25 protein-coding genes and 1 pseudogene are annotated in these 25,455 nt (G+C 69.7%); 10 read left to right on the top strand and 16 right to left on the bottom strand.

All coding sequences use genetic code 11. From position 1 onward, the window contains the following. Nucleotides 1-43 precede the first annotated feature (43 nt). Nucleotides 44-660 (top strand): annotated as a pseudogene (locus tag ACIPC1_RS29085) (Uma2 family endonuclease). Between the two features lie 31 nt (nucleotides 661-691). Here the strand turns inward: ACIPC1_RS29085 and ACIPC1_RS29080 are convergent. Then, entirely contained in the window at nucleotides 692-1,054 is a 363-nt protein-coding gene (locus tag ACIPC1_RS29080) for a VOC family protein (protein ID WP_402522138.1), read from the bottom strand. Continuing rightward, nucleotides 1,054-1,869: a trans-aconitate 2-methyltransferase gene (locus tag ACIPC1_RS29075; RefSeq protein ID WP_402522136.1), complete on the bottom strand. Its 816-nt coding sequence runs from the start codon at nucleotides 1,867-1,869 to the stop codon at nucleotides 1,054-1,056. The genes ACIPC1_RS29080 and ACIPC1_RS29075 overlap by 1 nt, the downstream gene beginning before the upstream one ends. Before the next feature lie 118 nt (nucleotides 1,870-1,987). Between ACIPC1_RS29075 and ACIPC1_RS29070 the strand changes: the two genes are divergently transcribed. Next, on the top strand, nucleotides 1,988-2,485 hold the full coding sequence (locus tag ACIPC1_RS29070) for a MarR family transcriptional regulator (protein WP_365445071.1): 498 nt from the start codon (nucleotides 1,988-1,990) through the stop codon (nucleotides 2,483-2,485). On the opposite strand, the gene ACIPC1_RS29065 is transcribed toward ACIPC1_RS29070, so the two are convergent. After that, on the bottom strand, nucleotides 2,444-3,211 hold the full coding sequence (locus ACIPC1_RS29065; protein WP_402522133.1) for a LuxR C-terminal-related transcriptional regulator: 768 nt from the start codon (nucleotides 3,209-3,211) through the stop codon (nucleotides 2,444-2,446). The genes ACIPC1_RS29070 and ACIPC1_RS29065 overlap by 42 nt on opposite strands. 256 nt (nucleotides 3,212-3,467) lie before the next feature. On the opposite strand from ACIPC1_RS29065, the gene ACIPC1_RS29060 reads away from it, so the two are divergent. Next, complete coding sequence (locus ACIPC1_RS29060; RefSeq protein ID WP_402522130.1) at nucleotides 3,468-3,923, top strand: GNAT family N-acetyltransferase; 456 nt, start codon at nucleotides 3,468-3,470, stop codon at nucleotides 3,921-3,923. Between the two features lie 98 nt (nucleotides 3,924-4,021). Next, a complete protein-coding gene (locus ACIPC1_RS29055) occupies nucleotides 4,022-4,759 on the top strand; it encodes an SAM-dependent methyltransferase (RefSeq protein WP_402522128.1) in 738 nt (245 codons plus the stop codon). 96 nt (nucleotides 4,760-4,855) lie between these two features. On the opposite strand, the gene galK is transcribed toward ACIPC1_RS29055, so the two are convergent. The 3 genes from galK to galT are packed head-to-tail and all read right to left on the bottom strand — an operon-like array spanning nucleotide 4,856 to nucleotide 8,064. Beyond that, entirely contained in the window at nucleotides 4,856-6,010 is a 1,155-nt protein-coding gene (gene galK, locus ACIPC1_RS29050) for a galactokinase (protein ID WP_402522126.1), read from the bottom strand. After that, nucleotides 6,011-6,979 carry a UDP-glucose 4-epimerase GalE gene (gene galE / locus ACIPC1_RS29045; protein ID WP_402522124.1) on the bottom strand — a complete coding sequence of 323 codons (969 nt, stop codon included), beginning with the start codon at nucleotides 6,977-6,979 and terminating at the stop codon, nucleotides 6,011-6,013. It abuts the gene before it with no gap. Continuing rightward, on the bottom strand, nucleotides 6,976-8,064 hold the full coding sequence (galT, locus tag ACIPC1_RS29040; protein ID WP_402522122.1) for a galactose-1-phosphate uridylyltransferase: 1,089 nt from the start codon (nucleotides 8,062-8,064) through the stop codon (nucleotides 6,976-6,978). Before galT ends, galE begins: the two co-directional genes overlap by 4 nt. 224 nt (nucleotides 8,065-8,288) lie before the next feature. Here galT and ACIPC1_RS29035 point away from each other — a divergent pair, with 224 nt between their 5' ends. Together ACIPC1_RS29035 and ACIPC1_RS29030 are read left to right on the top strand one after the other, a co-directional pair. Continuing rightward, nucleotides 8,289-9,989: a sodium:solute symporter family protein gene (locus ACIPC1_RS29035; RefSeq protein ID WP_402522119.1), complete on the top strand. Its 1,701-nt coding sequence runs from the start codon at nucleotides 8,289-8,291 to the stop codon at nucleotides 9,987-9,989. A gap of 53 nt (nucleotides 9,990-10,042) precedes the next feature. Next, on the top strand, nucleotides 10,043-10,396 hold the full coding sequence (locus ACIPC1_RS29030) for a hypothetical protein (protein WP_402522116.1): 354 nt from the start codon (nucleotides 10,043-10,045) through the stop codon (nucleotides 10,394-10,396). A gap of 78 nt (nucleotides 10,397-10,474) precedes the next feature. Here ACIPC1_RS29030 and ACIPC1_RS29025 read toward each other — a convergent pair whose 3' ends face one another. Continuing rightward, nucleotides 10,475-10,885 carry an ATP-binding protein gene (locus tag ACIPC1_RS29025; protein WP_402522113.1) on the bottom strand — a complete coding sequence of 137 codons (411 nt, stop codon included), beginning with the start codon at nucleotides 10,883-10,885 and terminating at the stop codon, nucleotides 10,475-10,477. 248 nt (nucleotides 10,886-11,133) lie between these two features. Here ACIPC1_RS29025 and ACIPC1_RS29020 point away from each other — a divergent pair, with 248 nt between their 5' ends. Genes ACIPC1_RS29020 through ACIPC1_RS29010 form a run of 3 tightly spaced genes read left to right on the top strand, consistent with a single transcriptional unit; the run spans nucleotide 11,134 to nucleotide 12,808 of the window. Beyond that, nucleotides 11,134-11,985: a helix-turn-helix domain-containing protein gene (locus ACIPC1_RS29020; protein ID WP_402522111.1), complete on the top strand. Its 852-nt coding sequence runs from the start codon at nucleotides 11,134-11,136 to the stop codon at nucleotides 11,983-11,985. 9 nt (nucleotides 11,986-11,994) lie between these two features. After that, the gene (locus ACIPC1_RS29015) at nucleotides 11,995-12,201 is read left to right on the top strand and encodes a DUF397 domain-containing protein (protein ID WP_402522109.1); all 207 of its coding nucleotides are present in this window, start codon (nucleotides 11,995-11,997) and stop codon (nucleotides 12,199-12,201) included. A 43-nt stretch (nucleotides 12,202-12,244) separates the two neighbouring features. After that, nucleotides 12,245-12,808 (top strand): cysteine hydrolase family protein, encoded by a 564-nt coding sequence (locus ACIPC1_RS29010; protein ID WP_402522107.1) that lies wholly within the window; start codon nucleotides 12,245-12,247, stop codon nucleotides 12,806-12,808. 19 nt (nucleotides 12,809-12,827) lie between these two features. Here the strand turns inward: ACIPC1_RS29010 and ACIPC1_RS29005 are convergent, their stop codons facing one another. Further along, nucleotides 12,828-13,265 carry a glutaredoxin domain-containing protein gene (locus ACIPC1_RS29005; RefSeq protein ID WP_402522390.1) on the bottom strand — a complete coding sequence of 146 codons (438 nt, stop codon included), beginning with the start codon at nucleotides 13,263-13,265 and terminating at the stop codon, nucleotides 12,828-12,830. Between the two features lie 188 nt (nucleotides 13,266-13,453). On the opposite strand from ACIPC1_RS29005, the gene ACIPC1_RS29000 reads away from it, so the two are divergent. Next, nucleotides 13,454-13,849 carry a hypothetical protein gene (locus ACIPC1_RS29000; RefSeq protein ID WP_402522105.1) on the top strand — a complete coding sequence of 132 codons (396 nt, stop codon included), beginning with the start codon at nucleotides 13,454-13,456 and terminating at the stop codon, nucleotides 13,847-13,849. Between the two features lie 8 nt (nucleotides 13,850-13,857). Here ACIPC1_RS29000 and ACIPC1_RS28995 read toward each other — a convergent pair whose 3' ends face one another. The 8 genes from ACIPC1_RS28995 to ACIPC1_RS28960 all read right to left on the bottom strand — a co-directional run bounded on the left by ACIPC1_RS28995 (nucleotide 13,858) and on the right by ACIPC1_RS28960 (nucleotide 25,454). Beyond that, entirely contained in the window at nucleotides 13,858-14,562 is a 705-nt protein-coding gene (locus ACIPC1_RS28995) for a LuxR C-terminal-related transcriptional regulator (protein ID WP_402522103.1), read from the bottom strand. 169 nt (nucleotides 14,563-14,731) lie between these two features. Beyond that, on the bottom strand, nucleotides 14,732-16,621 hold the full coding sequence (locus tag ACIPC1_RS28990; protein WP_402522101.1) for a PQQ-binding-like beta-propeller repeat protein: 1,890 nt from the start codon (nucleotides 16,619-16,621) through the stop codon (nucleotides 14,732-14,734). Nucleotides 16,622-16,694: 73 nt separating this feature from the next. Further along, the gene (locus tag ACIPC1_RS28985) at nucleotides 16,695-18,668 is read right to left on the bottom strand and encodes a PQQ-binding-like beta-propeller repeat protein (protein WP_402522099.1); all 1,974 of its coding nucleotides are present in this window, start codon (nucleotides 18,666-18,668) and stop codon (nucleotides 16,695-16,697) included. A gap of 265 nt (nucleotides 18,669-18,933) precedes the next feature. Then, nucleotides 18,934-20,742: an ABC-F family ATP-binding cassette domain-containing protein gene (locus ACIPC1_RS28980; RefSeq protein WP_402522097.1), complete on the bottom strand. Its 1,809-nt coding sequence runs from the start codon at nucleotides 20,740-20,742 to the stop codon at nucleotides 18,934-18,936. A 69-nt stretch (nucleotides 20,743-20,811) separates the two neighbouring features. Further along, on the bottom strand, nucleotides 20,812-21,870 hold the full coding sequence (locus tag ACIPC1_RS28975) for a peptidoglycan recognition family protein (protein WP_402522095.1): 1,059 nt from the start codon (nucleotides 21,868-21,870) through the stop codon (nucleotides 20,812-20,814). 241 nt (nucleotides 21,871-22,111) lie between these two features. Next, the gene (locus ACIPC1_RS28970; protein WP_402522387.1) at nucleotides 22,112-23,011 is read right to left on the bottom strand and encodes a 4-(cytidine 5'-diphospho)-2-C-methyl-D-erythritol kinase; all 900 of its coding nucleotides are present in this window, start codon (nucleotides 23,009-23,011) and stop codon (nucleotides 22,112-22,114) included. Between the two features lie 2 nt (nucleotides 23,012-23,013). Then, a complete protein-coding gene (gene rsmA / locus ACIPC1_RS28965) occupies nucleotides 23,014-23,967 on the bottom strand; it encodes a 16S rRNA (adenine(1518)-N(6)/adenine(1519)-N(6))-dimethyltransferase RsmA (protein ID WP_402522093.1) in 954 nt (317 codons plus the stop codon). 158 nt (nucleotides 23,968-24,125) lie between these two features. After that, the gene (locus tag ACIPC1_RS28960) at nucleotides 24,126-25,454 is read right to left on the bottom strand and encodes a ubiquitin-like domain-containing protein (protein WP_402522091.1); all 1,329 of its coding nucleotides are present in this window, start codon (nucleotides 25,452-25,454) and stop codon (nucleotides 24,126-24,128) included. Nucleotide 25,455 lies beyond the last annotated feature (1 nt).

Here is a 25,455-nt window from a genome sequence, read left to right as displayed (position 1 = left end):
GTGGACACGCAGGCCCAGAATCCCGCTCATGGGAGGAACCACCATGACCGCCGAGCACGAGCCTGAGCACGAGCACGAGCAGGGCTCCCGCTGGCCGGTGCCGCCGCAGGACGGGTACACCGTGGACGACCTGTTCACCCTGCCCGGCCTCCCGCCGCACACCGAGCTGATCGACGGGAGCCTTGTTTTCGTGGGTCCGCAGCGGGATTTCCACAGCACCATGATTGATCTCTTGGTGGCCGGCCTTCGTCGCACAGTTCGCGGCCGGCCCCTTAAGGTCCGCCGCGAAATGACCGTCATCCTGGACCAACGCAACGGTCCCGAACCCGATGTGTCGGTCGTCCGCAGCGAAGCCGTCACCGGCTTGGAGCAGACCCGGTTCCAGGCCGAGGACGTGGTGCTGGCCGTCGAGGTCGTCTCCCCGGACTCCGAGCCCGCGACCGGGATGCCAAGCCGCGGAAGTACGCCGCCGCGGGCATCCCCCACTTCTGGCTGGTCGAGATGTCCGAAGGGAACCAGCACCCGGTGGTCCGGACCTACGAGCTCGACCCGGTGAGCAAGACGTACGCGATCACCGGCATCCACCACGAAAAACTCGAGCTCAGCGTCCCGTACGACATCGACATCGACATCACCCTGGACGCCCTCAAGCAGCTGTGACCGTCCGCCGAGAATGCGTGGGCGCCCTACGTCAGTCCGTCGGCTCCAGGAACTCCAGCCGGTTGCCCACCGGGTCCTCGGAGAAGAAGCGGCGGTGGCCCGGGAGGTCGTCGTCCCAGGTGACGGGTGCGTGGTGGGCTTCGAGTCGGGCGGCGTACGCCTCGATGTCGTGGACCCGCAGCCCCGGGTGCGCCTTACGGGCGGGCCGGAAGTCCGCCTCTACCCCGAGGTGCAGTTGCACGGCCCCCGCCTGGAACCAGCAGCCCCCGCGCGCCGCGAGCACCGGCGGCTTGGGGATCTCGGTCATGCCGAGGGCGTCGACGTAGTACGTGCGGAGGCGGGGCTCGCTGCCGGGTGGGGCGGCGAGCTGGACGTGGTCGACGGCGGTGAGCATCAGTGGGCCCGCCTGGCCACGGCGAAGATGCGGCGGAACGGGAACACCGTGCCGTGTTCCGTGGCCGGGTAGGCCTCGCGCAGAGCGGCCCGGTACTCGGCGACGAAGGCCTCCGAGTCCGCCGCCCCCAGCTCGGTGAGGATCGGTCGCAGTCCTGTCCCCTTCACCCAGTCCAGGACCGGGTCCTCGCCCTCCAGTAGATGGAGGTACGTGGTCTCCCAGACGTCGGCCGTGCAGCCGAGGGCGGTGAGGTGTTCGAGGTAGGCGGCCGGGGTGTGCACGGCGTCGTCGTGGCGCAGGGCGTCGGCCAGGCGGTTCTTCCAGCGGGCGGAGTGGGCGAGTTCGCGCATCAGCCGGTGGCTGGGGGCGTCGAAGTTGCCGGGCACCTGGAAGGCGAAGGTGCCGCCGGGCGCCAGGCCCGTCACCCAGGCGGCGAAGGAGTCGGTGTGCCCGGGGACCCACTGGAGGGTGGCGTTGCTGATGATCAGGTCGTACGGGGCTGAGGGCGTCCAGGTCCGGGCGTCACCGGTGGCGAAGTCGAGGCGGCCGCCGCCGGGGGTGGGGCCCGCGAGTGCCGCGGCCTTGGCCAGCATCTCCGGGGAGTTGTCGTAGCCGGTGATGTGCGCGGCCGGCCAGCGTTCGGCGAGCAGGGCCGTGACGTTGCCGGGTCCGCAGCCGAGGTCGGCGATGCGGGCGGGGGTGCGGGGCAGCGCGGGGACGCGGGCGAGGAGATCGGCGAAGGGGCGGGCGCGGTGGTCCGCGTGGCGGAGGTACTGGCTCGGGTCCCAGGTGGGTGCGGTGGGGGTGGCGGGCATGGGTGGGCCTCCTCGAAGTCGCGGTGAAGTGATCACTTCGGGCCGGTCTCCAGCCTCACACCCCAACTATCTTGACGTCAAGAGACTTCACGTCGACACAACCACTACACTGATCGTCATGGAGGACGAGGTCGATCGGCTGGTCGGAGCGTGGCGCCGGGAGCGCCCTGACCTCGACGTGGAACCGCTCGAGGTGCTCAGCCGGGTGAGCAGACTGGCCCGGCACCTGGACCGCGCCCGCAGGCTGGCGTTCTCCGAGCACAGCCTGGAGCCCTGGGAGTTCGACGTCCTGACGGCGCTGAGGCGCGCCGGAAACCCGTACCAGCTCTCCCCCGGCCAACTGCTCACCCAGACCCTCGTCACCTCCGGCACGATGACGAACCGCATCGACCGGCTGACGAAGAAGGACCTGGTGGAGCGGCTCCCCGACCCCACCGACCGCCGGGGCGTGCTGGTACGCCTCACGGACGAGGGCCGCGACCGCGCCGACCAGGCACTGGCCGGCCTGCTGGAGCAGGAGCGCGCGATCCTGGCGGAACTGAGCAAGGCGCAGCGTGGCGAACTCGCGGGCCTGCTACGCCAGTTGACCGCCCCGTTCGACAACATCCCCGGTTAGGTCGACGGGCCCGACCCCCGCACGGCGGGCGAGCGCGACGGCCGCGAGGGTGGAGTGCACGCCCAGCTTTCCCAGCACGTTCTGCATGTGGGTGCGGACGGTGTGCGGTGAGAGGAAGAGCCGCTCGGCCACCGCCTTGCGTCCCAGCCCGGCGACCATGCACCGCAGCACTTCCCGCTCCCTCGGCGTGAGCGACTCGACGAGCCGTTCGCTCTCGGTGCGGTGTTTGCGGGCGGCGGTGAGTTCCCGCAGTACCCCGGTGAGCAGGGCGGGCGGAAGATGGGTCTCGTCGCGCAGCACACCCCGTATGACGGTGAGCAGCCGCGACAGCGAGCAGTCCTTGGCGACCCAGCCCGAGGCGCCGGCCTGGAGCGCGAGCGCGGCCCGGCGCGGATCGTCCTTCTCGGCGAGCACGACGATCCGTACGGTCGGCTGTCCGGTCCGGACACCCGCGACGAGCGAGATCCCGTCCACGAGCCCGTCCTCGTTGCTCGCCTGGACGGGCACCGCCGGACGCATACCGGGCAGATTGCCGCCCAGGTCCGCGTCGACGAGCAGGACGTCGAATCTGCGGCCTTCCGCCGCCGCCCGCTCCAGGCAGCGCAGCGCGGCTGGCCCGCTGCCCGCGGCGGACACGTCGACGTCGGGCTCGGCCGCGAGGGCGGCTGCGAGCGACTCGGCGAAGATGCGGTGGTCGTCGACGACCAGTACTCGGATGCGAACCACTGAAACCCCCACTGTCGGGGGACGACCGGTGCGGGTACGGCGCCCGAAATGATCCCGAGACCGCATCTGCGACTCGGGAGGCGGGGTGCCGCAGCCGCACGGCCGCCGCCGTGCGTAACTGCTACCCCCACTTCGGGCGTCGTACCCGACTGTCTCGCCCCCTGATCAGCACCGGCCCCCACCGGCGCTGTTCACAGAGTAAGGCCGGGGGCCTGGAGGGGAAGGCAATTCACAGAACTGCTTGGCCGACCCGTTTATGGTGGGACTTATGTTTCGTATGGAGACAGGAGACGACAAAGAACGCCGCGATCTGCTCCGCAGGAGACTGCTGGATGCCAACACGGCGGCGTCTCCCGTCCTCCGCGCCCTCCGCGGAACGCCGGGTGAACGCGAAGTTCCGCTCCACGTCTGGGCGTTGGACGATGCGGGTGCCCTCGCGGGCGGCCTCGTCGGCCACACCTGGGCCGCCTGGCTCCACGTGACCTACCTCTGGGTCGACGACCTCCACCGCGGCACCGGCCTCGGCTCCCGCCTCCTGTCCGAGGCCGAGCGCATCGCCCGCCACGACCGCGACTGCGGAGCCGCCCGCCTGGAAACCTGGGACTTCCAGGCCCCCGACTTCTACAGGAAGCAGGGCTACGAGGTGGTGTGCGCGATCCCGGACTATCCACCGGGGGTCACGGAGTACACGCTGACGAAGCGACTGGGCTGAGCAGGGCGGTTTTCGCCCCTTCTGCCGTTGTCCCCTACTCGTTCATCGGCCGGGTAAAGCAGATGCGATGAGCGTCCGACGCTGTCACGCTGCGCGCCATGAACCGCGAAATGATCTCTCAGCTGTCACACGCCGATCATCCGATCAACAGCCCCCTTGACGATGAGTCGGTGCGCCGGCTGCTCCATCGAACCGTTGATCGGGGGGATGAACGCGTACTCGACCTCGGCTGCGGGGAGGCGGCCTGGCTCCTACGTGCCCTGACCGCTCATCCGAATGTGACCGCCGAGGGTGTGGACAACTCAGCCGAGCTCCTGGCCAAGGCCCGGAGGGAAGCGGCCGGTCTGGGAGTCGACCGACGGCTCGTACTTCACCACCAGGACGCCACGGAGTTCGCGTCCCCCCGCCCCTTCGACGCAGTGCTCAGCGTCGGTGCCACCCATGCCTTCGGCGGTCTCCTGCCCACTCTCGACGCTGCCCTCAGGCACCTCGCCCCCGGCGGCAGCGTCCTGGTCGGCGATGCCTACTGGGAGTGCGAGCCCACGGCCGCAGCCCGCGAGATGTTGGGCGAGTACGAGGACCTGGCGACCACCATGGACCGCGTCGTCGCCCACGGCTGGACCCCCGTTTTCGGGCACCTCAGCACACGCCAGGAACTCGACGACTTCGAGTGGTGCTGGACCGGATCCCTGGCGACGTGGGCGCTCGACCACCCCGAGCACCCCGACAGCGCCGAGGTTCTCGCCGTTGCCTCCACCCACCGCTCGCAATGGCTGCACAGCTACCGCGACAGCTTCGGCTTCATCACCCTTGTCCTACGCCGAACCCCCGAGTGACCGGTGCGGGTGGCGGGCCAGGCTGCCCGGAACACCCGCACGGCTCCCCTGTTGTCGCCCTGGCTGACGGTCAGGGCGACAACGGTGTTGGAATAATCAGCCCACCCGCCGCGCCCCCGCCGAAGGCACCGCCGGGAACACCCGCGGCGCCGTGAAGCCCGCCTCGGCGAACGCCTCCTCCACCGCCTTGGTGACGCTCTCCGCATCCCCGGACTCCACGAGCACGATCGCCGATCCCCCGAAGCCGCCGCCCGTCATACGGGAGCCGAGCGCCCCGGCGGAGTTGGCCGTGGTGACCACGAGGTCCAGCTCGGGGCAGGAGATTCGCAGGTCGTCCCGCAGGGAGGTGTGTCCCTCGGTGAGGACGGGCCCGATCGCGCGGACGTCACCGGCGTCCAGCAGGCCGATGACCCGCTCGACCCGGTGGTCGTCGGACACGACATGGCGTACGTACCGGCGTACGCGCTCGTCGGACAGGCGCGCGAGGGCCGCGTCGAGCCCCTCGTACGCGACATCCCGCAGATGCGAGACGCCGAGCAACCGCGCGCCCTCCTCGCACCCTTCACGCCTCTCTGCGTACTCCCCGTCGCCGAGCGCGTGCTTGACGCGGGTGTCGACGACCAGGAGGGACAACCCCTGGGAGGCGAGGTCGAAGGGGACCTGGCGGATGGTCAGGTCGCGGCAGTCGAGGTGGAGGGCGTGACCGTCCGTGCAGCACGCGGACGCGGTCTGGTCCATGATTCCGCAGGGCACGCCGACGAAGTCGTTCTCGGCGTGCTGGGAGAGCTTGGCCAACTCGGGCCGGGTGAGGCCGAGTTCGTACAGGTCGTTGAGGGCGAGCGCGATCACGACCTCCAGTGCGGCCGAGGACGACAGGCCCGCACCGGTCGGGACCGTGGACGCGAGGTGCACGTCCGCGCCGGTGACCGAGGTGTGGCCCGCCTCGCGCAGCGCCCACACCACACCGGCGGGGTACGCGGCCCAGCTGGTGTTCGTCAGCGGCGCGAGCCTGTCCAGGTGCAGCTCGACGACGGGGCCCTCGATGTCCGCCGAGTGGAGCCGGAGCACACCGTCGGTGCGCCGCGACACCGCTGCCACCGCTGTGTGCGGCAGCGCGAGGGGCATCACGAACCCCTCGTTGAAGTCGGTGTACTCGCCGATCAGGTTGACCCGGCCGGGAGCCGCCCAGACGCCCTCGGGGGCAGCCCCGTACAGCGCCTCGAAACCCTCGCGAACCTCGTGAACCCCCACCTACTGCCCCTTCGCGATGTGCTGCGCGAACGCCCAGGCATCCGCGACGATCCCCGCGAGATCCGCACGGGACGGGTTCCAGCCGAGCCGCTCGCGGGCGGTCGCGGCCGAGGCGACCAGCGCCGCCGGGTCGCCGGCCCGGCGCGGGGCCAGGACCTCGGGGATCGGGTGCCCGGTGACCTGACGGACGGTCTCGATGACCTGGCGTACGGAGAAGCCCTCTCCGTTGCCGAGGTTGCAGATCAGGTGTTCGCCGGGCGTGGCCGCCTGGACCGCCAGCAGGTGCGCCTCGGCGAGGTCGGCGACGTGGATGTAGTCGCGTACGCAGGTGCCGTCCGGCGTCGGGTAGTCGTCGCCGAAGACCGAGATCGCCTCGCGGCGGCCCTGCGCGACCTGGAGCACCAGCGGGATGAGATGCGTCTCGGGGTCGTGCCGCTCGCCGTAACTGCCGTACGCGCCCGCCACGTTGAAGTACCGCAGGGACACCGCGCCCAGGCCGTGCGCCGCTGCCTCGCCGGTGATCATGTGGTCGACGGCGAGCTTCGAGGCGCCGTAGGGGTTGGTCGGCTTGGTCGGCGCGGACTCGACGATCGGCACCTCCTCCGGCTCGCCGTACGTCGCCGCGGTGGAGGAGAAGACGAGCCTGCGGACGCCCGCCTCGCGCATCGCGCCGAGCAGCGCCATGGTGCCGCCGACGTTGTTGTCCCAGTACTTCTCCGGCTTCACGACGGACTCGCCGACCTGCGAGAAGGCGGCGAAGTGGAGGACGCCGTCGTAGGACGGGTCCAGCCACTTGGCGGCGTCGCGGATGTCACCCTCGATGAAGGCCGCCCCCGCGGGGACGCCCGCGCGGAAGCCGGTCGAGAGGTTGTCGAGGACCGTCACCTCATGGCCGGCCTCGATCAGGTGCTGCGCGACCACGCTGCCTACATAGCCCGCGCCACCCGTGACCAGGTACTTCCCACTCATGAACTCGCTACCTCTCGCAGTCGCTGAGCCGCGGACTCCGGCTGGATGTCGTTGATGAACACGCTCATCCCGGACTCGGATCCCGCGAGGAACTTCAGCTTGCCGGAAGTGCGGCGGATGGTGAAAAGCTCCAGGTGCAGTGCGAAGTCGTCGCGGTTGACGCCTTCGAACTCCTCCAGCGAGCCGAAGGGTGCCTGGTGCCAGGCGGAGATGTACGGCGTCGCCGACTCACCCACGCCTTCTTTCCCCCCATCCCGCCCATCGAAGATCCGGTCGAAGCGCCTCAAGAGTTCCAGATAGACCTGGGGGAACTCTGTGCGCGCGCCCTCGTCCAGGCCGAGCAGGTCCGGCACGCGACGGCGGGGGTACAGGTGGACCTCGTAGGGCCAGTGGGCCGCGTACGGCACGAAGGCGATCCAGTGGTCGGTCGACAGGACGATCCGCGAGCCGTCCGCCACCTCGCGGGCGACGACCGTGTCGAAGAGGTTCTCACCGCCCGTCGCCTCCTTATGAGTTGCCAGTGAACGCAGCATCAGCGCGGTGCGCGGCGTGGTGAACGGGTAGGCGTAGATCTGCCCGTGCGGGTGCCCCAGCGTCACACCGATCTCGGCGCCGCGGTTCTCGAAGCAGAAGACCTGCTCGACGGAGGGGAGGTGGGAGAGCTCGGCCGTCCGGTCCGTCCACGCGTCGAGCACCAGGCCCGCCTGCTCCTCCGTCAGGTCGGCGAAGGAGGAGTCGTGGTCGGAGGTGAAGCAGACGACCTCACAGCGGCCGGAGTCACCGGCCAGGGAGGGGAAACGGTTCTCGAAGACGACGACGTCGTACGAGGAGTCCGGGATCTCGCTCAGCCGTTCGCCCTGGGAGGGGCACAGCGGACACTCGTTCGCCGGCGGGTGGTACGTGCGGCCCTGGCGCTGCGAGGCGATCGCGACCGAGTCGCCGAGCAGCGGGTCGCGGCGTACCTCCGACGTGGTGACGATCGGGTCGAGCGGACGCCTGTCGACCGCGTCGCGCACCGTGTCGTCGCGCGAGTCGTAGTAGATGAGCTCACGACCGTCGGCCAGCCGGGTCGAGGTCTTCTTCACCGTGGAACTCCCCATCCGCCCTCATCAAACATAACCAAACACAATGAACCACAAAACACCATCCACGTCAACATCACAATCAAACAAAGGACACCACGGCGGGTGTTCAGTTCTTGTAGGTGGAGGCGTAAGTTCCGTTTGGATCAGTTCCATCACCATGCGTTGGATCAGTTCACCCACCACGCGCAACGACCGGATCAGTTCACGCAACGAAGCGAGTTCTTATGCAGTCCCCCACACACCTGGCTGCGCCGGGCATCGACCTGGCCGCTGAGCTCCGGCTCCCCACGAACGCACTCGACTACACGATCCTCGCCATCTACTTCGTCGTCGTGCTGGGCATCGGCTTCGCAGCCCGGCGCTCGGTGAAGACGAGTCTCGACTTCTTCCTCTCCGGACGTTCGCTGCCCGCCTGGGTCACCGGCCTCGCCTTCATCTCGGCCAACCTGGGCGCCACCGAGATCCTGGGCATGGCCGCCAACAGCGCGCAGTACGGCGTCTACACGGTCCACTGGTACTGGATCGGCGCCATCCCGGCGATGGTCTTCCTCGGCCTCGTGATGATGCCCTTCTACTACGGCTCGAAGGTCCGGTCGGTCCCGGAGTTCCTGCTCCTGCGCTTCGACAAGTGGGCCCACCTGCTCAGTTCGATCCTGTTCGCCTTCGCCGCGATCCTGATCGCGGGCGTGAACCTCTACGCCCTCGCGATCGTCGTGGAGGCGCTGCTCGGCTGGCCGCAGTGGGTGGCGATCGTCGTCGCCGGCATCTTCGTCCTCGCGTACATCACCCTCGGCGGTCTGTCGTCCGCGATCTACAACGAGGTGCTGCAGTTCTTCGTCATCCTCGCCGCGCTGATCCCGATCGTCGTGCTCGGCCTGCAGAAGGTCGGCGGCTGGAACGGTCTGACCGACTCGCTCGACAAGAGCCACGGCACCAACTTCACGACCGCCTGGGGCGGCACGGGCATCGGCAGTGACAACCCGCTCGGCGCCAACTGGCTGACCATCGTCCTCGGCCTCGGCTTCGTGCTGTCCTTCGGCTACTGGACGACGAACTTCGCGGAGGTGCAGCGCGCGCTGTCCGCGAAGAACCTGAGCGCGGCCCAGCGCACCCCGCTCATCGCCGCGTTCCCGAAGATCTTCATCGTCTTCCTGGTGATGATCCCGGGGCTCGTCGCGGCCGTCCTGGTCCCGAAGATCGGCACCAGCGGTTCCGACCTCCAGTACAACGACGCGATCCCCTATCTGATGGAGTCGCTGCTCCCCAACGGAGTCCTCGGCATCGCGGTGACGGGCCTGCTCGCCGCCTTCATGGCGGGCATGGCGGCGAACATCTCGTCCTTCAACACGGTGTTCACGACGGACATCTGGGCGAGGTACGTCGCGAAGGACCGCGAGGACGCGTACTACGTCCGGTTCGGCCGCCTGATCACGGCGGTGGGCGTCCTGGCGTCCATGGGCACGGCGTTCCTGGCCTCGTCGTTCTCGAACATCATGAGTTACCTCCAGACCCTGTTCTCCTTCTTCAACGTGCCGATGTTCGTCGTCTTCATCGTCGGCATGTTCTGGAAGCGGGCGTCCGTGAAGTCGGGCTTCTGGGGTCTGCTGGCGGGCACCACGGCGGCGATGGTGAACTACTTCGTCATCTACAAGCAGGGGATCATCGACATCCCCTCCGACCAGGGCGCCAACTTCGTCTCGGCGATCGCCGGCTTCGTGGCCGGTGCGGTGGTCATGGTCGCCGTCACCCTCTTCACCGCCCCGAAACCGTCGGCGGAACTCCAGGGCCTGGTCTACGGCACTACCTCCCCCGGCATGACCGAGCCGGCCGCCGAGGGCGACGACGCCTGGTACCGCAAGCCGGCACTGCTGGGCTGGGGCGCCGTGATCCTCGCCGCGCTCTGCTACATCCCGTTCTCCTTCTGACCCCCGGAGGCCGACCAACCATGACCGAGCTGACCGCCGGAGGCTGAGAGACCATGACAGACAACCCGCAGCACCCCGATCGCCCCGATCACTCCAGCGAGGCACTCCAGCGCGAGATCACCGAACTGGAGCGCAAGTCCGAGACGGCCGCCCGCCTCTTCGACATCCGCCGCATCATCGGCGGCCTCTTCGTCCTGTACGGCATCATCATCACGATCGCCGGCATCGTCGCGTCCGACGCCGACATCGACAAGGCCGAGGGCATCAACATCAACCTCTGGACCGGCCTGGGCATGCTCGCCCTCGGCCTGTTCTTCCTGGCCTGGCTCTGGCTCCGGCCGGTTGCTCCGCCGGTGGATGTGGAGCAGTTGTTGCCGGACGCCGAGAAGGGGCATCCGTCGGAGTAACGCCGTTACGCGGGGCCGGAGTTCGCTGTTCGGGACCCCGGCCCCGCGTACGGTTTTCTGCCCTTTGTGCCCAGCGAGCTACGCGGCAGCAAGGTCACACCACACGTACTTGCCGGTGTCGCCGCCCTGCCTCAACGGATGCCAGCCCCAGTTGTCGGCGCACGCCCGGACCAGGGCGAGGCCGCGGCCCGCTTCCGCGTCGGAGGCCACCACCGTCAGCTCGTACGGGGGCGGTTCGGGGCTCGCGTCCCACGCGCCGATGCGGAGCACTCCGTTTCGATGGTGCAGGCGCAGGGCCGCGGGGCCCTTCGTATGCCGTACGGCATTGGAGACCAGCTCCGCCGCCAGCAACTCGGCGACGTCCGCGAGGCGGATCAGGCCGTGCATCGTGAGGACCAGCCGGACGGTACGGCGACAGACGGTCACCGCCCGGGGGTCGTGGGGGATGTGGAGTACGTACTCCCAGGGTTCGTGTGTTGTTTTTGGCATGCGTGAACTCCGGTTGAGGTGAGGGGGGTTGAGGGGTCGCTGCGGGTAGCGGGCGGTGGCAGTTTCATCGCCGTCATGGCATGACGGGGTGGTGCGCTTCCGGGGTCCCGGGGTTCCGCAGTGTGTGCGTCGCGTCACTGACGGTAGGGTAGGAATTCCTACCCTCGCAAGGGGCTCGCGTAATCTGGCACCCGAACGGGGAGTCCCAACCTCACCTGCTCTCAGGTTCGTTGAGGAGGCAACACCGGATGACGATGCGGAACCAGCCCACGGCGCGACAGGTGCGCCTGGGCTCCGAGCTGCGCAAGATGCGGGAGGCCGCGGGCAAATCAGCGCGGGAGGTAGCGGGGCTGCTCGGCTCCAGCTCGACCCACATGAGCCAGATCGAGGCCGGCAGCTCAGGCATCAGCGAGGAGCGTCTGCGCAGGCTGGCGGCTCACTGCGCCTGCGTGGACACGGAGTTGATCGAGGCGCTGGTGGCGATGACGACCGACCGTACCCGTGGCTGGTGGGAGGAGTACCGAGGTGTGCTGCCCACCCCGTTCCTGGACCTGTCCGAGCTGGACCATCACGCGGCCTTCCGGCACGACGTGGCGGTCATCCACGTGCCGGGGCTTCTCCAGACGGAGGACTACACCCGCGCCCTCTTCTCGTACATGGCGCCAGAGCTTCCCCGAAGCGAGGTGGATCCGAGGGTGAGCCATCGAATGCGGCGACGCGTGGTCATCGAGCGGCCCGACCCGATCACGTACGAAGCCGTGATCCACGAGGCGGCACTGCGCATCCGAGTAGGCAACCGCTCTGTGACACGGGCCCAGTTGGAGCGCATCCTGGAGTTCTCGGACGCGGAGCACATCACAGTCCGGGTCATCCCGTTCGACCTGGATGACTTCGCGGGCGCCGGTAGCGCGATGGGATACCTGGGTGGCCCCGTGCCCCGCCTGGACACCGTCGTACGCGACGCACCACACGGCACCGCGTTCGTCGATTCCGAAGCCCAACTGGCCCACTTCCGAACACTCTTCCGTAAAGTTGAGGCGGCATCGCTGAGCCCCGGACACTCACGCGACTTCATCCGGAAGATGGCCAAGGAACTGTGAGGTGACGTCATGACCGCCCCCGCCAACTGGCAGAAGTCCTCTTTCTCCGGCGGCGGAGAAGGCAACGACTGCCTGGAACTGGCCGCCACCGGCGCCCGCTCCATCCACCTCCGCGAAAGCGACACCCCCACCACTCACCTCACCACCGCCCCCGCCCCCCTGGCGCACCTCCTCCACCACATAAAGTCCGGCACCCTCGCCGCGCCCACGACGTGAAGTCGGACTCGGTCTGTTTCCCGGCGACGAAGGGACGGCAAGCATGGCGAACACCGCACTCCTCGTGATGGACGTCCAACGGGACATCGTTGGCATCGCCGACGACGGCTCGGGATACCTGCCGCGCCTGCGCCGGGCGATCGACGGGGCCCGCGCGGCGGGCATCCCCGTGATCTACGTGGTCATCGGGTTGCGGCCGGGCAATCCAGAAGTCAGCCCGCGCAACCGGGTGCTCACCAACGCCGTGCGGGCCGGTCTCTTCACCGAGGGCGACCCCGGCACCGAGATCCACCCCGACATCGCGCCCCAGCAGGGCGACGTCGTGGTCACCAAGAGGCGGGGAAGCGCGTTCTCGGGCAGCGACCTCGACTTGGTACTCAGGGCTCGCGATATCGACAGCCTTGTTCTCACCGGCATCGCCACCAGCGCTGTAGTGCTGTCCACTCTGTGGCGCGCCATCGACCTGGACTTCGACCTCACCGTCCTGGCGGACGGCTGCCTCGACACCGACCCCCAGGTGCACACGATGCTCATCGAAAAGCTGTTCCCGCAGTGGGCAGATGTCATCACCGTCGAGGACTGGCTCAAAGCCCTCGCACCGCGATAACGGGAGGCACCGCTTCCGATCACGCGGGAGGGAAGAGCTGTTCGCGCACCCAAGCGGGATCAGGGTTGACATGTGGCCGACCCGCCACGACGACGGTCGGCACGGTCTCATTGCCGTCGTTGGCTGCCCGCACCGCTGCCGCACCGGCCGGGTCACGCCAGATGTCGACCCAGTGCAACTGGCGGGCGCTACGGCCCAACCGGATGCGCAGCCGCAGACAGTACTTGCAGCCCGACCGCCAAAAGACGACCGGCCGGCCGTCGACCGCGCTGCGGCGTTGTGCCTCCAGCGCACTGATCGACCTCGGGAAGATCAGAGGCGAGTTCATGCCTGCGAGCAGCACGAACACCAGCAGGAGGGCTGCGGCGGCAACGGGGCTCCCCTTGACGACTTGCGCAGTCGCAACGGCTGAACCGCAAAGCACAAGCAGCACCGGCAAGATCCAAGCACGCATCATGATGACGCAGGCTATCGGTGAGCCGAAACGCCCCTCGAACCAGGCCGCATGTCCAGCGAATCCCCAGCCGGGCAAATCCGTTCGGGAAACCGTTCGCGATCGTGGCACCATGTGCGGCATGACGACGAACCGAAAGGCCCATGCCGCGTAGACGGCCAGGGCACATCCGGACCGGCACCGCCCGCCATATGGCACCTGCCGCAATGCCGGTCATCGACGGCTTGTCCGCACGCGCACTTTCCGAGATCTTCCGTCTCGAGCGCACCCGCAATTACCTGCAGCCGGGAGACGTCCGCACAGCCCTGCGCTTGTGGAAGGACTACGTCCGCCGTCCCGAGCGCCAACTGTGGCACGACCACGAGTGGGGCAACGTGCACTGGTACTGCTGCGGCAACCCTCTCGAAGCCCGCGCTCTCCTCGACACCGTGATGCGGGCCATGTCATCCCGAAGCGCCCGCGAACTCCGCCAGATCATCAGCCGGTCCGACGCCGTCTGGAACCGGCCGTCACCGAGATCGTCGCCGGTTCCCCAGAACCGGGGAGCGCGCGGGACGCGCCGCCCCGGCCAGGACCCCGCGTGGTGACGACACGGCTACCGCAGATCCTGCGGGACGTCGGCGAACGACGGCGTCACCGGCCCCGCCCGGTCCAGCAGCCCCGTGCGGGCCGCCAGGGCCGCCGCCTCCAGCCGGGATCCCACTCCCAGCTTCATCAGCACCCGCTGGACATGGGTCCGTGCGGTGGACGGCGCGATACCCATGCCGGCCGCGATGAGTCGCGTGTCCTCGCCGTCCGCGACCCGCACCAGGACCTCCACCTCCCGCGGCGTCAGCATCTGGAGCAGGCGCTGACCCTCGTCGTCGGGCTGGGCCGCCGGGTTGAGCAGTTCGCTGAAGGCGCCCTGGAGCAGTTGTGGGGCGACGGCCGCCTCCCCGGCCCTCGCCTTCATGATCGCGCGCTCGACGCCCTCTATGCGCTCGTCATGACGTACGTATCCGGAGGCGCCGGCCGCGAACGCGGCTGCGATGCCGCGTGGGTTCGGGACCGGGCCCAGGACCAGGACCGCCACCTGTGGGCGCTCCTTCTTGATCTTCACCACCGGATCGAAGATTCCCGGCTCGTCGGGTGTCGCCGTACCGATCAGGCACACCTCGGGTGCCCTGGTGATCACCAGCTCCGCCGCCCCCGCGGCAGGCGCCGCAGCGGCGAGCACCCGGTGCCCGCGCAGCTTCAACGCCGAGGCCAACGCCTCGGCGAGCAGACGGTGGTCGTCGACCACCATGAGCCGCACTCCCATCGAGCAACCCCCCAGTTCCCCCAAGCATCCCCACTGGTTCCCCGTGGATTAGGAGCCCCCCGGCTCTCCATCCACCGGAAGCTACACGCTTGTTCGACGTTGCGCTTCCCCTACTGGAGAGAAGTGCCCCGGATTACCGAAATTCCTCGTATTCGGGAGTGATGAGGGGTTAAGAGTTACTCGGTCCGAACCCGAGTGCCGTGTACTCCTTGTCGTCCGCGGAGTACGGCTTGGCGATCAGGTCCTTGCCCATGAAGAGGCGGCCGCTGGTGAACAGCAGCTCGGAGCTCTTGGGGACCATGGAGCTGATGGCGCTCAGGACGCTGTCGGAGGCCGGGGTCTCCAGCAGCGTCGTCTGCTTCAGCGACGTACCGTCCACGGAGATGACCTGCGGGCCCTTGTCGACCGAACCGTCCCGGTAGGCGAGGATGTTCCCGCCGTCCATGCGGATCGGGAAGATCTCGTTGCCGTCGCCCGCGTCGATCCTGTCGCCGGTGGTCTTGCCGGTGGCCAGCGAGAAGGAGACGATCTCGTTGGTCTGGGTGTACTCGGCGGTGCCGTCGTGCTGCTTGGTCGGGACGTAGAGCTTGTCGTTGCCCACCGCGATCGCCTTGCAGGCGTACACCTCTCCGACACCGCAGTCGTGGGCGTACTTGCCGTCCTCCAGCGTGATCTTGATGCGCAGCTTGCCGTTGTCGTCGAGTGAGAAGACGTCCGTGGCACCGGTGACGGTGATGTCGGCGGAGTCCACGCCGAAGACGACGGGCTTGGTGGAGATCACCTTGGCGTTGTCGATGCCCTTGGGCAGCTTGTAGGTCCACTTCACGCTGCCCGACGCCGGGTCGAGCAGTTGGACCTCGTACGTCTCGCTGCCGTAGTCACCGCACTTGCGGACCGCGACGAGCTGTTCGCCGCCCGCGTAGCCGACGTCCGTGCAGGTGTCGACCTTCGGCTGCCACAGCACCTCGCCGGACTTCACCTCGAAGGCGGCTCCGCCGTCGTAGCCGCCGCCGACCGCGACGGTGGTGCCGGAGATGGTGACTTCCTCGAACGCCACCTTCCGGCCACTGCTCTCGGCGCTCTTCGACCAGAGCTGCTTGCCGGTGTTCAGGTCGAAGGCGGTGACCTGCGTGCAGTCCTCGTGATCGCCCTTGCTGTTGCGCTCGGCCTCCTCCGAGACCACCGCGGCGATGCCGTCCTCGGTGACCTCCCGCGAGCCCGCACAGGTCTGGCCGGACAGCGGAAGCGTCCACTTCTTGCTGCCGGTGTCCGGGTCGTAGCCCACGATCTCGTTGAGACCGCTCTTGGCGTACACCGAGTCGGTGAGCCAGGAGCCCACGACGCTGTCGATCTGGTCGTCCTTGATCTCCGGCGCGGGCACCTGGAGAAGGACTCCGGCGCTCGGGTCGGCGGGGGCCTTCTCCTTGCCTCCGCCGCCACCCGGGGTGTCCTCCCCCTTGTCGTCGTTGCCGCCGGTACCGCCCGTCGTACTCGAGGAGTTGTTCTTGCTGTCGTCCTTGCCGGAGGAGTTCGCGTACCAGACACCGCCGCCGATGATCAGCGCGACGGCCGCCACAGCCGCCACGACGATGACCACCGAGCTGTTGGACTTCCGCCCACCGCCCCCGACTTGGGGCACCGGCGGGTAGGGCTGCTGCTGCGGATAGCCGTACGGGGGCTGCTGCTGGGGGTATCCGTAGCCCGGCTGCTGACCGCCTGCCGGGGGCGTGGGCGGCGGGGTCTGCGGATAGCCGTACGGCTGCTGCGGCGGGGTGGGCGGAGCCGGCTGGCCCGCCTGCGGATAGCCGTAGCCGGGGCCCTGCACGGGCGGCGGAGGCGTCGGGGCGCCGAATCCACCCGGAGGCGGACTCTGGGGCGCGCCGAAACCACCCGGGGGTGGGTCCTGCGGTGCGCCGAAACCACCCGGAGGCGGGTCCTGCGGTGCGCCGAAACCACCCGGAGGCGGGTCCTGCGGTGCGCCGAAACCACCCGGAGGCGGGTCCTGGGGCGCACCAAATCCACCCTGCGGGGGCTGGTTCGGGGGCGGCGGCTGGCTCATGACGTGGATACCTCGGTTGTCCGGACGAAGGAGGAGACGGGAGGGGAGACGGCAGCGGAAGAGGAGAGCCCGGTCACTCGCCGAACGCCAGCATCAGCTTCTCCTTCTCGTCGCCCGTGCCCGTGAGCCGGGTCGTGGAGATGTAGAAGCGCCCGTCCACATAGTCGATCGCCTTCGAGTAGAAGCCGCTCTCGATATCTGCGGTGCCCTGCGGGTTCTGCAGCAGCTTCGTGGACTTGTGGCTGCTGCCGGTCGTCGGGATCGACACGACCTGGCCACCGGCGTCGTACGACGGCTGGACGTAGGCGATGAGATTCGTGCCGTCCATCTTCAGCGGCAGCATCGTCTCGTCCGCCGGGGACTTGACGCGCCACTTCTCCTTGCCGGTTGCCAGGCTGATCGCGACGATCTCGTTGGCGCCGGTCGTCGCCTCGGTGGGCAGGTAGAGGGTGTCGGCGTCGGCGGCCGTGCCCGTGCAGCCCTGGAGGTCACGGGTGAGGATGGCCCAGCCGCACTCGGGCGCGAAGGACTCGTCGACGTCGACCTGGGAGAGAAGCGTGCCGTCGCTCTTCAGCGTGGAGACGTTCCACTGATCCTTGTCCTCGTTGGTGAGGTAGAGGACGACGGGGTCGACGGAGTAAGTACGCGCGACCGTCCAGCCCTTGGGGATCGTCTTGGTCCACTTGACCTTGCCGGTCGCCGGGTTCAGCTCCTGGACCTCGTCGTGCTCGTTGTCGGTGCTTGCGCCGCAGGAGGAGACGGAGAGCAGTTTGGCGCCGCCGGTGAACGCGGCGGGGTAGCAGGACTGCCCGTACTTCTCCTTGTCCCAGAGCTTCTTGCCGGTGGCCGCGACGTACGCGGTGCCCGACATCGAGCGGCCGACCATCAGGGTGTCGCCGACGAGGGAGAGCGCGATGGACAGCGCGCTGTCGAAGAGCCCGCCGTCGGCGACCTCCGCGGTCCAGCCCTTCGCACCGGTGGCGAGGTCGATCTCCTGGAGCTGGTTGCACTTGGCGCTGTCGCTCGCACCGCTCATGTAGGCGATGACGACCTTGTCCGCGGACGTCTTCTGCGGGGTGACCGCGCAGATCTTCTGCGGGAACGTGAGCGCGTCCCAAGCGGGCTGCCCGTCACCGACGTTGTACGCGAAAACCTGCTTGTACGCCGCCTTCACCGCGACCTTGTCGGTGACCCACTGGCCGGGGGCGTCGGCGCCGGAACCGGGCGCGTCGGGCGCCTCCTTGTACCAGAGCACCTTCGACTCACCTGCCTGACGGCCCTCGTTGAGGTTCTCGGGGTCATCGCCGCCGTCGCCGCTGCCGTCGCCCGGGTTGACCGGGGCGGCGGAGCCCGTCGCCTTGCCGTCGTCGCTCTTCTCCGCGACCGGCTTCTTGCCCTCGTCGTCACCGCCGCTGCTGACGGCGAACACGGTGCCGCCGATGACGAGCAGCGCGGCCACCGCGGCGCCGATGATCGCCGCGGGCCTGCCCTTGAAGGGGCTCCTGGAACCGCCGCCGGGAGGCGGCATGCCCGGTGCGCCCGGGTACTGCGCCTGCGGCGGATAGCCGTAGCCGGGCTGCTGGCCGTAGGGACCTTGGCCGTACGGGCCCGGCTGCTGCGGCTGGCCGTACGGGCCCGGTTGGCCGTAGGGGGCGGGCTGTTGGGGGTATCCGTAACCCGGCTGGGGGGCTCCGGCGGGCGGCGCCTGCGGGGGCGCGGGGGCGTGCGGGGGTTGCGCGGGCGGAGGCGGAGCACCCTGGGGCGCTCCCTGCGGCGCACCCGAAGGCGGACCCGGGGGCGCACTCGAAGGCGTACCCGGAGGTGAGTTCGGCGGCGAACTCGGCGGTGTACTCGGGGACGCGCCGAAACCGCCCTGCGCACGAGGATCCTGAGGCGGGCCGAAACCACCCGCTCCCGACTGGTCCTGAGGCGGGCCGAAACCACCTGCCCCCGACTGGTCCTGAGGCGGACCGAAACCACCCGCCCCCGGCTGGTCCTGCGGTACTCCGAAGCCGTCCTGCGGCGGCTGATTCGGCGGCTGACTCATCAGCGCGTCCCCCTCTTCACTGATGTGGCGCCCCACCGGCGGCGCTGGATTCCCGCTGCACCCGGTGGTTCTCAGACTTTTCTCAGACGGCTCTTTCTATCACTGTGACGGCCCCTGACACCGGGCCGGTGCTCCTCCTGTTCCCAAGGGAGGACCGGCCCGTAATGGGGTCGTTACGCGCCTTCACGTGCCCTTCACGCCCTGCGCGCACGGCGCACGCGCACAGCGCACGCGCCCGGCTTGCGCAGCCGGTTACGCGTTCCGGTTACGCGTCCTCCGCCAACTCCATCCAGCGCAGCTCCAGCTCATCGCGCTCCCCGACCAACTCCCGCAGCTCGGCGTCGAGTTCGGCGACCTTCGCGAAGTCCGTGGCGTTGTCGGCGATCTGGGCGTGCAGCTTGGCCGTCTTCTCCGAGACCTTGTCCAACTGCCGCTCGACCTTCTGGAGTTCCTTCTTGGCGGCGCGGGCGTCCGCGGACGAGGCGGCCTTGGCGGTGGGCGCCGGCGCGGAGGCAAGTACGGTGGCGGCCACGACCGCCTCCATCTTCTTGCGCCGCTCCAGGTACTCGTCGATCCCGCGCGGCAGCATCCGCAGCGTGGCGTCACCGAGCAGCGCGTACACGTTGTCCGTCGTCCGCTCGATGAAGAACCGGTCGTGGGAGATCACGATCATCGACCCGGGCCACCCGTCGAGCAGGTCCTCGAGCTGGGTGAGGGTCTCGATGTCGAGGTCGTTGGTGGGCTCGTCGAGGAAGAGGACGTTGGGCTCGTCCATCAGCAGCCGCAGGATCTGAAGCCGCCGCCGCTCACCACCGGACAGGTCCCCGACGGGCGTCCATTGCTTGTCCTTGTTGAAGCCGAACGTCTCACAGAGCTGCCCCGCGGTCAGCTCGCGCCCCTTGCCGAGGTCGACCCGGTCGCGTACCGCCTGCACGGCCTGCAACACCCGCCAGGTGGGGTCGAGTTCGGCGACCTCCTGGGAGAGGTAGGCGAGCTTGACGGTCTTGCCGGTGATGATCTGTCCGGCGGTGGGCTGCTTCTCGCCCTCGCTGCGGGCGGCCTCGGCCATGGCCCGCAGGAGCGAGGTCTTGCCCGCGCCGTTGACGCCGACGAGGCCGACCCGGTCTCCCGGGCCGAGGTGCCAGGTCAGATGCTTGAGCAGCACCTTGGGCCCGGCCTGGACGGTGACGTCCTTGAGGTCGAAGACGGTCCTGCCGAGCCGGGAGCTGGCGAACTTCATCAGCTCGGAGCTGTCCCGCGGCGGCGGCACGTCCGCGATCAGTTCGTTGGCGGCCTCGACGCGGAAGCGCGGCTTGGACGTACGGGCGGGCGCGCCGCGCCGCAGCCAGGCCAGCTCCTTGCGCACCAGGTTCTGCCGCTTCACCTCCTCCGTGGCGGCGATCCGCTCACGCTCGGCGCGCGCGAAGACATAGTCCGAGTAGCCGCCCTCGTACTCGTACACGTCGCCCTTCTGCACATCCCACATACGCGTGCAGACCTGGTCCAGGAACCAGCGGTCGTGGGTGACGCAGACGAGAGCCGAGCGGCGTTTGCTCAGGTGGCGGGCGAGCCAGGAGATGCCCTCCACGTCCAGGTGGTTGGTCGGCTCGTCGAGGATGACCAGATCCTGGTCCTCGATGAGGAGCTTGGCCAGCGCGATACGGCGCCGCTCGCCGCCGGACAGCGGGCCGATGACGGTGTCGAGCCCCTGCGGGAAGCCGGGCAGGTCGAGACCGCCGAACAGGCCGGTCAGTACGTCCCTGATCTTGGCGTTGCCCGCCCACTCGTGGTCGGCCATGTCCCGGATGACCTCGTGCCGGACGGTGGCCTCGGGGTCGAGGGAGTCGTACTGCGTCAGGACGCCGAAGGTCAGCCCGCCGGAGTGGGTGACCCGTCCGGTGTCGGCCTCCTCCAGCTTGGCGAGCATCCGGATGAGGGTCGTCTTCCCGTCGCCGTTGCGGCCGACCACGCCGATACGGTCTCCCTCGCTGACGCCGAGGGAGACCCCGTCGAGCAGTGCACGGGTGCCGTACACCTTGCTGACGGACTCGACATTGACCAGGTTGACGGCCATTTCTCTCCTGACAAGGGGGACTCAGCCTCCCAGCCTAATGTGCGCCGACCGGTGACCGATCCCCGCAGGTCAGCGTGACGCAGCCGCGCGGACCTCGGTGAGGAGGTCGTACATCGTCTGTCCGGGGCAGTCCGTCTGGAGCCAGTCGCGGTGGCCGCCGACGGTGGTCACGTCCTTGGTGACGCCGTTGACCGGGTTGACGAAGGTGACCTTCGCCTGGGGGTCCAGGCCCTTGAAGCGGGCGATCACCTTGATCAGCCGGGTCAGGGACGCCTTGGCCGCGTCCGTGGGGGCCTGTTCGACCAGGGTGCCGATGAGGGCGATGCCGAGGTTGCCGGAGTTGTAGCCGGAGGTGTGGAAGGCGGTGACGAGCTTGCCGTCCGCGTCGAAGGCCGGGACGCCGTCGTCGCCGGAGTAGCGGCCCTCGTAGATGACACCCGCCTCGTCGATGAGGAAGTGGTAGCCGATGTCGCCCCAGTCGAGGGTGACCGCGTGGTACTCGTAGATGGCCCGCACGGTCGCCGCCGGGTCCGGGTCGGCGTTCGGGGTGTCGGTGTGGTGGACGGTGATCGTCTGCAACGGGTAGTACGTCTCGGGCGAGTTGACCTTCCCGTCCTTGTACCGCTTGGACTCGTCGGCGCCCCAGGCCGGCCGCGACAGATACCCGACGCCACGCACCCGCGTCGTCTCCGACGGCACCTGGAACGTCTTGTCGGCCCCGCCGGTGGTGTCGATCGCCAGCGACCGCACCCCGCTCGCGCCGTCCGGCGCCTTCACCTCGTACGCGGTGGCGTCCCCCGCCGCCACCAGCGCCGTACCGCCGTCCTCGACCGTCGCGCATCCGCCGCCCAGCGCCTGCCACTCGCCCGACGTCGCCGCACCGTCCGTGAACCGGATCCCGGCACCGTCCTGCGCGCCGGCCCAGCGGAGGCCGACGTACGAGATGGCGAAGTCCGCGGTGGCCTCACCCGTACCGGTGGCCGCGTCGGTGCGGGTCGCCGGGAACGTCTCGGCCTTCGTACCCGAGTCGACGTCCTGCGTGCCGCTCGGCTCGTCGGACTCGGTCGCCGCGAAAACGACCGGGGTCAGAGCGGCGGCGGCGGCCACGCCACCGGCGGCCCCGATCACGCCACGACGGGAGAGAGAGCGCTTCCGGCGGTGAGCAGGGGTGGGGGGAGGGGGAGTTGCTGACACGGGGGGGTGCCTTCCATCGTGACTCGGTCAAGTGCTTGAGGTTGATCAACTGTCCGACATCCCCTTCCCCATCTTCGCCGCCCCAGGCCGCGGCAAGGTCAACTCCGCGTACAGGCTGGGCAAAGGCGCACCGCGCAGTCGCCTTCCCGGGTCGACGACGAGGCCCCGGGCCGGGTCAGCGCCCGAGCACCGTGGCACCCGGCGCCGCCCCCGACGCCGTGCGCACCGTCCGGCAGGTGCCGGAGGCCGACAGCGCGCGGGCCACCTCGGCCGCCGCATCCGGGTCGGGTGCGAGGAACGCCGTGGTCGGGCCCGAACCGGAGACGAGTGCGGCGAGGGCGCCGGCGGCTCGGCCGGCCGCCAGGGTGTCGGCGAGCTCCGGGAAGAGGGAAAGGGCGGCGGGCTGAAGGTCGTTGGAGGCGGTGGACGCGAGGGCGGCGGCGTCTCCCTTCGCGAGAGCGTCGAGCAGTTCCTGGGAGGCGACGGGCTCGGGGATCCGTACGCCCTCGTTCATCCGGTCGAACTCCCGGAACACCGCCGGGGTGGACAGCCCGCGCCCGGCCATCGCGAACACCCAGTGGAAGGTCCCGCCGACCTCCAGTGCCCGCAGCCGCTCCCCCCGTCCGAGGCCCAGCGCCGCCCCGCCCACCAGGCTGAACGGCACGTCGCTGCCCAACTCGGCGCAGATGTCGAGGAGTTCCTCGCGCGAGGCGTTCGTACCCCACAGGGTGTCGCAGGCGAGCAGGGCGCCGGCTCCGTCGGCGCTGCCGCCCGCCATGCCACCCGCGACGGGGATGTCCTTGGCGATGTGGAGGTGGACGGCGGGGTCGATGCCGTACCGGCGGGCGAGCTCGACGGCCGCGCGGGCGGCCAGGTTCGTCGCGTCGAGGGGAACCAGGTCGGCGTCGGGGCCGGTGCAGGTGACGCGCAGCTCGTCCGCCGGCGTCACCGTGACCTCGTCGTACAGGCCGACGGCGAGAAAGACGTTGGCCAGGTCGTGGAATCCGTCGGGGCGGGCGCCGCCCACCGCGAGCTGGACGTTGACCTTGGCGGGGACACGCACGGTCACGGGCACGGTCACTTTGCCGTGGACTCCTTGTTCTCGGCGACGTTCTCAGCGACGTTCTCAGCAATGCGGTTCTCGGCGGCACGGTTCTCGCCGACGTTCCCGCCGACACGGTTCTCGGCGATACGGGCGAACTCCTCGACGGTCAACGACTCGCCGCGGGCCTGCGGGGAGACACCGGCCGCGACGAGCGCGGTCTCGGCGGCGGCGGCGGAACCCGCCCACCCGGCGAGGGCGGCGCGCAGCGTCTTGCGCCGCTGCGCGAAGGCGGCGTCCACCACCGCGAACACCTCACGCTTCGTGGCCGTGGTCCTGACGGGTTCGGTGCGCCTGGTGAGCGACACAAGCCCGCTGTCGACGTTCGGCGCGGGCCAGAAGACGTTGCGCCCGATGGAACCCGCGCGCTTCACGTCCGCATGCCAGTTGGCCTTCACCGACGGGACGCCGTACACCTTCGAGCCGGGCGGAGCCGCGAGCCGGTCGGCGACCTCGGCCTGCACCATCACCAGCGTGCGCTCGATGGTCGGGAAGGTGTCGAGCATGTGCAGCAGTACGGGAACGGCGACGTTGTACGGCAGGTTCGCCACGAGTGCGGTGGGGGCGGGCCCGGGGAGCTCCCGTACCTGCATCGCGTCGGCGTGCACGAGGGAGAAGCGGCCGGCGCGGTCCGGCATGCGCGCGGCGATGGTCGCGGGGAGCGCTCCGGCGAGTACGTCGTCGATCTCCACGGCGATGACCCTGTCCGCTGCTTCCAGCAGCGCGAGGGTCAGCGAGCCGAGCCCTGGGCCCACCTCGACGACCACGTCGTCGGGGCGGACGCCGGCGGTGCGGACGATGCGGCGCACCGTGTTCGCGTCGATCACGAAGTTCTGGCCGCGCTGCTTGGTGGGCCGTACGCCGAGGGCTCCCGCGAGTTCGCGGATCTCGGCGGGGCCCAGGAGGGCGTCGGGGGTGGGGCTGGTCACGGACCAAGGGTACGGGCTGGAGATTTCCAGCCCGTCCGGCGTTTGAGGACGAGCGCGTTCAGCGCGAACGGGGGTCTGGGGGCGGAGCCCTCAGGAACAAGGGACGGGTAGGGGCGGCGGGGGCGACCGCATCTATCAGCGGCTCCGCCGCGGGCCCCTCACCCACCCAACCGCGCCCCACAATGCGGCCAAGGACTGGCCCCCCGCCGTACGTACAGCTTCTTCGCGCGGAAGGTCTGTTCCGCCGCGGGGGCGTCCTGGGGCCGTCCCGCGCCGCCGAGGCCCTGCCAGGTCCGGGTGTCGAACTGGTAGAGCCCTCCGTACGTACCGGAGGGATCCACCGCCCCGGGCCGCCCCCCGGACTCACAGGCCGCGAGCCCGGACCAGTTCAGGTGATCGGCCCCGCCGACGGACGTGGGCATCGGCTTCGTACCGACCCTCACCAGCTGCGCCCGCGGCTCCCGCACCACCTCGGAACCGACCAGCCGCGGCTTCTGCTTGACGCCGTTGACGGTCCGCAGGAGATACGTGACCCGCCGGGCCCCCGGCTGCCCGGCCCGCTCGACCACCTCGGTGCCCCGGAACAGCGAGGGATCCCGGGTCCGCTCCACGGCGAACGGAATCGACTCCTCGCGGACCTCCTTGCTCCCGGTGACCCGCATGACGGTGACGGTCTGCCCGTCGCGGGGGAAGCTGCCGGGTGCGACGGAGGTGGTGTCCTGCCCGCGGAGTGTGATCCCGGCCTGGTCGAGGGCCTCGCGCACGGTCGCCGCGTTCGTACGGATCGTCCGCGCCCGCCCGTCCGCCATGATCGTCACGGTGCGCTCGGTGCGGACGTGGAGGGTCAGCCCGGCCCGGCCGATCCGCTGGGAGCGCGAGGTCGACACGTACGCCCCTTCCGCGCGCACCCCGAGCTGCCGGAGCGCCCCGTCCACCGTGTGCGCCGTCGTCCACACCTGGCGCCGTTGCCCGTCGAGGGTGAGGTGCACGGGGCGGCCGTAGTGCACGGCGACCTCGTCGCCGGTCGCGAGCGCCGTACCGGGGGCGGGCGCGACCACGTCGTGCGCCCCTACGTCGACGCCCTCGTCGGCGAGCAGTTCGGTGACGTCGTCCGCGAAGGTGTGCAGCGTGCGCGGCTTCCCGTCGACGGTGAGCTCGATCGCCTTGTCGTTGGCGACGAAGGCGGAGGTGCCGCCGGCCAGGAACGCGACCACCAGCGCCTGCGGGAGCAGCCGCCGCAGGGAGTCGGGGCGCTCGCCGGTGCTCTTGTGCCGGGCCGCGCGCCGGGCCTCGGCACGTCCGCCGGGCCGCGGGGCGGCCTGCCGGGGCAGCCGGGGCTCGGTGGGGAGGTCGGCCACGGGCGTGTACGCCCCGTAGGCGGGCGCGTACATGTCCTCGTAGACGCCGCCATCACGTCCGTACGGCGGCTCGTACGGCGTTCCTGCGGTTCCTGTGGTTCCGTACGTCTCGTACTGCGAGTTGCTCACG

Source organism: Streptomyces sp. NPDC087263 (genome assembly GCF_044744645.1).
Taxonomy (GTDB): Bacteria; Actinomycetota; Actinomycetes; order Streptomycetales; family Streptomycetaceae; genus Streptomyces.
The sequence above is the reverse complement of the archived record's forward strand: the minus strand, read 5'-3'. Positions and strand labels throughout refer to the sequence as shown.

Bases quoted from the DNA above. Each gene is read 5' to 3' on its own strand.
- ACIPC1_RS29030 (WP_402522116.1), top strand. From the start codon at position 10,043: ATGACAGACAACCCGCAGCACCCCGATCGCCCCGATCACTCCAGCGAG.
- ACIPC1_RS29010 (WP_402522107.1), top strand. From the start codon at position 12,245: ATGGCGAACACCGCACTCCTCGTGATGGACGTCCAACGGGACATCGTT.
- ACIPC1_RS28995 (WP_402522103.1), bottom strand. From the start codon at position 14,562: ATGGGAGTGCGGCTCATGGTGGTCGACGACCACCGTCTGCTCGCCGAG.
- ACIPC1_RS29020 (WP_402522111.1), top strand. From the start codon at position 11,134: ATGACGATGCGGAACCAGCCCACGGCGCGACAGGTGCGCCTGGGCTCC.
- ACIPC1_RS29060 (WP_402522130.1), top strand. From the start codon at position 3,468: ATGGTGGGACTTATGTTTCGTATGGAGACAGGAGACGACAAAGAACGC.
- ACIPC1_RS29015 (WP_402522109.1), top strand. From the start codon at position 11,995: ATGACCGCCCCCGCCAACTGGCAGAAGTCCTCTTTCTCCGGCGGCGGA.
- ACIPC1_RS28980 (WP_402522097.1), bottom strand. From the start codon at position 20,742: ATGGCCGTCAACCTGGTCAATGTCGAGTCCGTCAGCAAGGTGTACGGC.
- ACIPC1_RS29035 (WP_402522119.1), top strand. From the start codon at position 8,289: ATGCAGTCCCCCACACACCTGGCTGCGCCGGGCATCGACCTGGCCGCT.
- ACIPC1_RS29055 (WP_402522128.1), top strand. From the start codon at position 4,022: ATGAACCGCGAAATGATCTCTCAGCTGTCACACGCCGATCATCCGATC.
- ACIPC1_RS29075 (WP_402522136.1), bottom strand. From the start codon at position 1,869: ATGCCCGCCACCCCCACCGCACCCACCTGGGACCCGAGCCAGTACCTC.
- ACIPC1_RS29070 (WP_365445071.1), top strand. From the start codon at position 1,988: ATGGAGGACGAGGTCGATCGGCTGGTCGGAGCGTGGCGCCGGGAGCGC.
- ACIPC1_RS28990 (WP_402522101.1), bottom strand. From the start codon at position 16,621: ATGAGCCAGCCGCCGCCCCCGAACCAGCCCCCGCAGGGTGGATTTGGT.
- ACIPC1_RS29000 (WP_402522105.1), top strand. From the start codon at position 13,454: ATGGCACCTGCCGCAATGCCGGTCATCGACGGCTTGTCCGCACGCGCA.
- ACIPC1_RS29005 (WP_402522390.1), bottom strand. From the start codon at position 13,265: ATGATGCGTGCTTGGATCTTGCCGGTGCTGCTTGTGCTTTGCGGTTCA.
- galE (WP_402522124.1), bottom strand. From the start codon at position 6,979: ATGAGTGGGAAGTACCTGGTCACGGGTGGCGCGGGCTATGTAGGCAGC.
- ACIPC1_RS29025 (WP_402522113.1), bottom strand. From the start codon at position 10,885: ATGCCAAAAACAACACACGAACCCTGGGAGTACGTACTCCACATCCCC.
- ACIPC1_RS29080 (WP_402522138.1), bottom strand. From the start codon at position 1,054: ATGCTCACCGCCGTCGACCACGTCCAGCTCGCCGCCCCACCCGGCAGC.
- ACIPC1_RS28985 (WP_402522099.1), bottom strand. From the start codon at position 18,668: ATGAGTCAGCCGCCGAATCAGCCGCCGCAGGACGGCTTCGGAGTACCG.